At 64.4% G+C, this 5,253-nt stretch carries 4 protein-coding genes and 1 pseudogene; 1 reads left to right on the forward strand and 4 read right to left on the reverse strand.

Annotated features, from left to right (window positions below; translation table 11 throughout):
• Nucleotides 1-19: 19 nt before the first annotated feature.
• Entirely contained in the window at nt 20-385 is a 366-nt protein-coding gene (locus tag ACWEVR_RS33850) for a DUF2243 domain-containing protein (protein WP_452470190.1), read from the reverse strand.
• Nucleotides 386-894: 509 nt separating this feature from the next.
• On the reverse strand, nt 895-1,245 hold the full coding sequence (locus ACWEVR_RS33855) for a hypothetical protein (protein ID WP_022565734.1): 351 nt from the start codon (nt 1,243-1,245) through the stop codon (nt 895-897).
• Between the two features lie 247 nt (nt 1,246-1,492).
• On the opposite strand from ACWEVR_RS33855, the pseudogene ACWEVR_RS33860 reads away from it, so the two are divergent.
• Nucleotides 1,493-3,017: pseudogene (locus ACWEVR_RS33860) on the forward strand (cytochrome c oxidase subunit I).
• A gap of 232 nt (nt 3,018-3,249) precedes the next feature.
• On the opposite strand, the gene ACWEVR_RS33865 reads toward ACWEVR_RS33860, so the two are convergent.
• Both ACWEVR_RS33865 and ACWEVR_RS33870 read right to left on the reverse strand, forming a co-directional pair.
• A complete protein-coding gene (locus ACWEVR_RS33865; protein ID WP_022565736.1) occupies nt 3,250-3,501 on the reverse strand; it encodes a hypothetical protein in 252 nt (83 codons plus the stop codon).
• 308 nt (nt 3,502-3,809) lie between these two features.
• On the reverse strand, nt 3,810-3,962 hold the full coding sequence (locus ACWEVR_RS33870) for a hypothetical protein (RefSeq protein ID WP_174562648.1): 153 nt from the start codon (nt 3,960-3,962) through the stop codon (nt 3,810-3,812).
• Nucleotides 3,963-5,253 lie beyond the last annotated feature (1,291 nt).

The raw sequence follows: 5,253 nt of genomic DNA on the forward strand, positions 1-5,253 counted from the left end.
TACCGGGGGCCTTCGCCTGTCACATCGACTTACCCGCGGGGAGCGGGACAACCTCCCTGGACATCACACCTAGTCCGAGGAAGATCCCAGCGGCCAAGCCGTACTTCGACAACCCTGCGCGACGGATGAGATCGGCGACCATCACCAACCCGATCACCACCGCGAAGAACCCGAACGCGTGGAATAATCCGTCTGAGACCAGCCCTATCGAGGTGGTCGATTTGTCGTAGAAGTGGTGCCAATGCAGCAGCTGGTGGAACACGGTTTCGTCGATGAAGGACGCGGTGCCGATACCGACCAGCACACCCGACCACACCGAGCGTGCAACCAAAGGGGTACTCACCTGCAGACCGTGCGGCGGGGTCGGGGCATCTCTGGGCATCATCGGCACCTCTCCTGATTGCGGCTCAATGCGTGTATACCCCCGGCACCGGGTTGTCCGACGAACTCATCAACGTGTCCTTCCATCCCGCCACTGACGAGCCCGAACCGCCCGTACACCCGCCTTACCCTGCGAGATACCGGCAATCACCGCGGGCGCGTAGTAACCCGCCCCCGGCGTCGCCGCCACGACTGCCGTCGAACCCGGCACACGGCGTCCGTCACCCGCTCAACCAGGGCAGGAACAGCGACCCCGGCGGCGGCGCGCGGCCGGGTCGCTGTCGGCCTGGAACCGACGCAGCCCTTCATCGAAGACCCGCGCGTACTTGCAGGCTGCGCACCAATGTGTGCCCGGACAGCTTCATCAACACCGGCGTTAAGGCCCGCCCTCCGCGGCGTGGGTCGTATCCGTCTGTCCCGCGATCAGCTCACGCGCAATCCTTTGCGGATCACCACCGCGACGGATCACCACCGCGCACCGATTCGCGGCATCGAGATCCGGCACGTCCAGATTCAGCACCTCCTCAGCACGCGCCGAGGACTCATAGAGCATGGCCACAGCGCCCGTTCGCGCAGCGCACATCCGATCCCACGATGAACGCCGCTCGCTCGCGGCTCAATGCTTGCTCGTGTCCGGCGGCGCACGTCGGGCCCGCAGCCGGATAAGCGATCACCGGCCAGCCAGCCCTGCTCACGCCAATACTCCGACGCCGAGCCCAGCGCGGTCAGCCGGATGTTGAAGGTCTTGGCCGACTTGGCACCCCGCACATAGGTGAACCAGCCGCTGACCCGGTCCGGTTCCGGATCCAGCAGCGCCACAGCGGTATCGGGCCCGAAATCGGCGACGAGGCGATCCAGCGCCACCGCGTACGTCGCACGGGTATTCGCGAGCGTGATCGTGTCCAGATGGCGGTAACTGCTTTGCGTGGCTTTATCTCGTGAGTGTTCCCGGACCCCTGCTCGGAAACACCGGCGGCGCCGAGCCTACACCAGATTTCCGGTAAAGGCGCGCACGATCGTTTGAGCGCTCATCGAGCGGGTATCGCCGTTGGGGTTCGGCCGGTGACGGGTGAGGAGTGGAAATGGTGCAGGTCCCAGCTCAACAGGCTCCATCGTCGAGGCCTCGCGCCCGTTCCCTGCCCGCGGCGGACCCAAGGGCTCAGCGGTGTGGAGCATCGTCACCACCACCGACCCCAAGCTGCTGGGGATCATGTACCTGGTCACCACCACCGCGTTCTTCCTCATCGGCGGGCTGATGGCGCTGTTGATGCGCGGCGAACTCGCCCGCCCGGGCATGCAGTTCCTGTCTCCCGAGCAGTACAACCAGCTGTTCACCATGCACGGCACGATCATGCTGCTGTTCTATGCGACCCCGACGGTGTTCGGGTTCGCCAACGCGATCCTGCCCTTGCAGATCGGCGCCCCCGACGTGGCCTTCCCCCGCCTGAACGCCTTGAGCTACTGGCTGTTCCTATTCGGCGCGACGATGGCGGTCTCGGGATTCCTCACCCCCGGCGGCGCCGCCGATTTCGGATGGACCGCCTATCAGCCCCTGTCCGACATCGTACACTCCCCGGGCCTGGCCGGCATCGCCTTCGACCGCCGCCTGGGCGGGCACATCTTCGACCCCGCCACGGGCGGGACGGTCCTGTGGCAGCATTTGTTCTGGTTCTTCGGCCACCCCGAGGTCTACATCGTCGCGTTGCCGTTCTTCGGGGTCATCAGCGAAATCCTGCCGGTGTTCAGCCGCAAACCCATCTTCGGCTACACCGCGCTGGTCTATGCCACCCTCGGGATCGCCGGGCTGTCGATGGCAGTATGGGCCCACCACATGTACGCCACCGGCGCGGTGTTGCTGCCGTTCTTCTCGCTGATGTCGTTTCTGATCGCGGTCCCGACCGGGGTCAAGTTCTTCAACTGGATCGGCACCATGTGGAAAGGCCAGCTCACCTTCGAAACCCCGATGGTGTGGGCGCTGGGCTTCATTGTCACCTTCCTGTTCGGCGGCCTGTCCGGGGTGATCCTGGCCAGCCCACCGCTGGACTTCCATGTCCACGACACCTACTTCGTGGTCGCCCACTTCCACTACGTGCTCTTCGGCACCATCGTGTTCGCCACCTTCGCCGGCATCTACTTCTGGTTCCCGAAAATGACCGGCCGTCTACTCGACTAGCGCCTCGGCAAACTGCACTTCTGGACCACCTTCATCGGCTTCCACGCCACCTTCCTGGTCCAGCACTGGCTCGGCAACGAAGGCATGCCCCGCCGCTACGCCGACTACCTGCCCACCGACGGCTTCACCACGCTGAACACCATCTCCACCCTCGGATCGTTCCTGCTCGGGGCGTCGATGACGACATTCGTGTGGAACGTGTTAAAAACTACCGATACGGCCAAGTCGTGGCCGTGGACGACCCATGGGGCACGGCAACTCCCTGGAATGGGCCACCACCTGCTCACCCCCGCGACACAACTTCTATGAACTCCCCATAATCCGCTCCGAACGACCCGCCTTCGAACTGCACTACCCACACATGATCGAACGCATGCGCAGCGAATCCCACATCGGCTGGGGCACCAAAACCGTCCACGCCGACACCGACGACACCACCAAATCAGTCGACGCTGCACCCTGAAACCACTCCCGACGCCACCCAGCTCGTACGTCGATCTGCTACGGAAAGCCTGCTATCACGGGCCGGGCCTCCGCATTCGGCCCAGAAGGCCAGCCATAGTGGTTCTATCGATGATCTCTGACGTCACCGATAGGTAGATCCTGACGTCGCCCCAGATCCGAAGATGTTTGTATCGGCGAATACTGACGTCGCGATCTTGGTTGCGAGTGATCAGTCCGCATTGCCTGGGTTCTCAGCACGTCGACCTTGCAGCCTGGCGAGGCCGGATCGAAACCGTGCTCAACCACCCAGCGGGCCCCAGGAGGCTAGGCAACGACCACCAGGCGCGGATCACCTTGAGGTCGATGTCGGCACCGTAACCGGCGACGACGTCACTGAGGTGTTCCGGGTGTTCGAGCGTCAGGATGGCGAGGTCATACAGGGGATCGCCCTGGGCCGCCTCGGACCGGTTAACGCCAGTGACCTCATCGCCTTCGACGAACACGTGGGAGATCCGGAGGTCGCCGTGGGTGAATGCCGGCGTTCACGGCCGAAGCGCGATCTCGGCTATCCGGCGGTTGTGTGCGACTACGTTGGTGGGGCCACCCCGCTCCTGGTAAGCGCTGCACATTTGCGGTTGCGCTCCGATGCGTGCGCGTCGAGGCCCCGGCCGGGCCATGGCGGTAGCGGCGCGTCGTGCAGCTTCCGTATGGTGGCGCCCGCTGCGGCCCACGCCGCTGGCGATGCGGTCGACTGCTCACCGAGGCGCCGAGTGCCAATCCTGGCAGAGCGGCGAGCGCGAGCACTGGTGGCTTACGCCACAGAACATCCGGAGTCGGGAACGGTGCCGGCCATCGCCTCGACCTTGGTGTCGGTGTTCGACTGTTCAGCGTCGATCTTCAGGAACACCCCGCCGACGTGCAGAGTCGCGCGCTCGTACTGGACGACGACCTCGACTTCTTTCACGTCGGAGATTATGGCTGGGGTGACCATCGACGTCGCCGGGATTATCGCTGGCCAGTGGCCCGTCGCTGGCTTAGCTGAGCGTTGTCTCAACGGATCTTCGCCCGGAACTCTGCTGGTCGCCGCCGTCACTGTTGCGTGCTGCGAACTGGCGACAATCCCGCCCTGCCACACCCGGCGACGTCAGAATTCACCAATCGGATCGGTGAGATCCGACACTGAGCAACGCTACAGCCGATGTCCGTTGCCAGTGAAAATAGGCTATTGCCAACCCACCTGAGCCATCGACGCAGCCTTGCCACTGAACCTGGACCATCGAGAGCCCGACCAGCCAGTTCGCCGTGGCCGATGGAGAGAGTTGGCTCACTTTGAATGGCAAATCGGGTCGGGGAGCCTGCCACTCAAAATGGGCCACCGCAGGTCAGCGAGGTTGGCGTGGCTCATCTTCACTGTCACCGGACAGCCGATGCGATCCCTCAGCACAGATGCTGGCTGAACTCGACACTACCCACGACACGGAGATGATCCATCATCGGCATCTCCCGCAGCGGCATGCAGTCTCATGACTTGCCTGTAATGGGGCCGGCGGTGGCTTCATCCCCGCTCGGGCGGGGAGCACTATAGGCCGGACAGCTGCACCTCCCCCACCCTGGCTTCATTCCGCGCGCCCGGGGAGCACGCATACGCAAAGGTGCCGCAGCTCGCTCGGGAGCCTTCATCCTCGCTCGCGAGGCGGCCGTCGACGCGCACACCGAGCAGTCGTCGGCGCGGTGACAGGTCTGGCAGTCGTGGTCGCTCTCGCCGAGATGGACTTACTCGACGCCGCCGAATCAGGGGTTCAGGGCCCGGTGCGCTAGTGAGGGCCAGGTAGACGGTCATGGCGCCTCTCGCGCGACATAGCAATCCTCCACACGGTCAACCGCCGCCGACGCCGTGATGGTCGGAGCAGCCGCTAGAGCTGCGCATTCAGTGAAGTCGCCTTCCCGGGCATCGGTCAAGTGGACCGACGCCGCGTGGTCGACGCGCACTGCGCGAGGTTGAACCCCGAACTCCACCCGCAGACGACGCCGGCCTCCCCCAACTCACCGAGCGGAAAGGGATTTCGTTGCCACACCACACTAAGACAGCCGCCACCCACAACCGACTCGATCGGTGTACCCATGACCCGCGGTAGACCACCCCGGCCCCTCGGGGTCCCCGGCAAACCGATGCTCACCGAACTCGCTCCCGGGTACTGGAAAGCGCGTGTCCGGGTCCGTGACTCCTCCGGAAAACGACGCGACCTCATCCGTGT

Source organism: Nocardia sp. NPDC003979 (genome assembly GCF_053605015.1).

What these genes read in the sequence shown, in the direction of transcription:
- ACWEVR_RS33850 (WP_452470190.1), bottom strand. Translation starts at nt 385, where the DNA reads ATGATGCCCAGAGATGCCCCGACCCCGCCGCACGGTCTGCAGGTGAGT.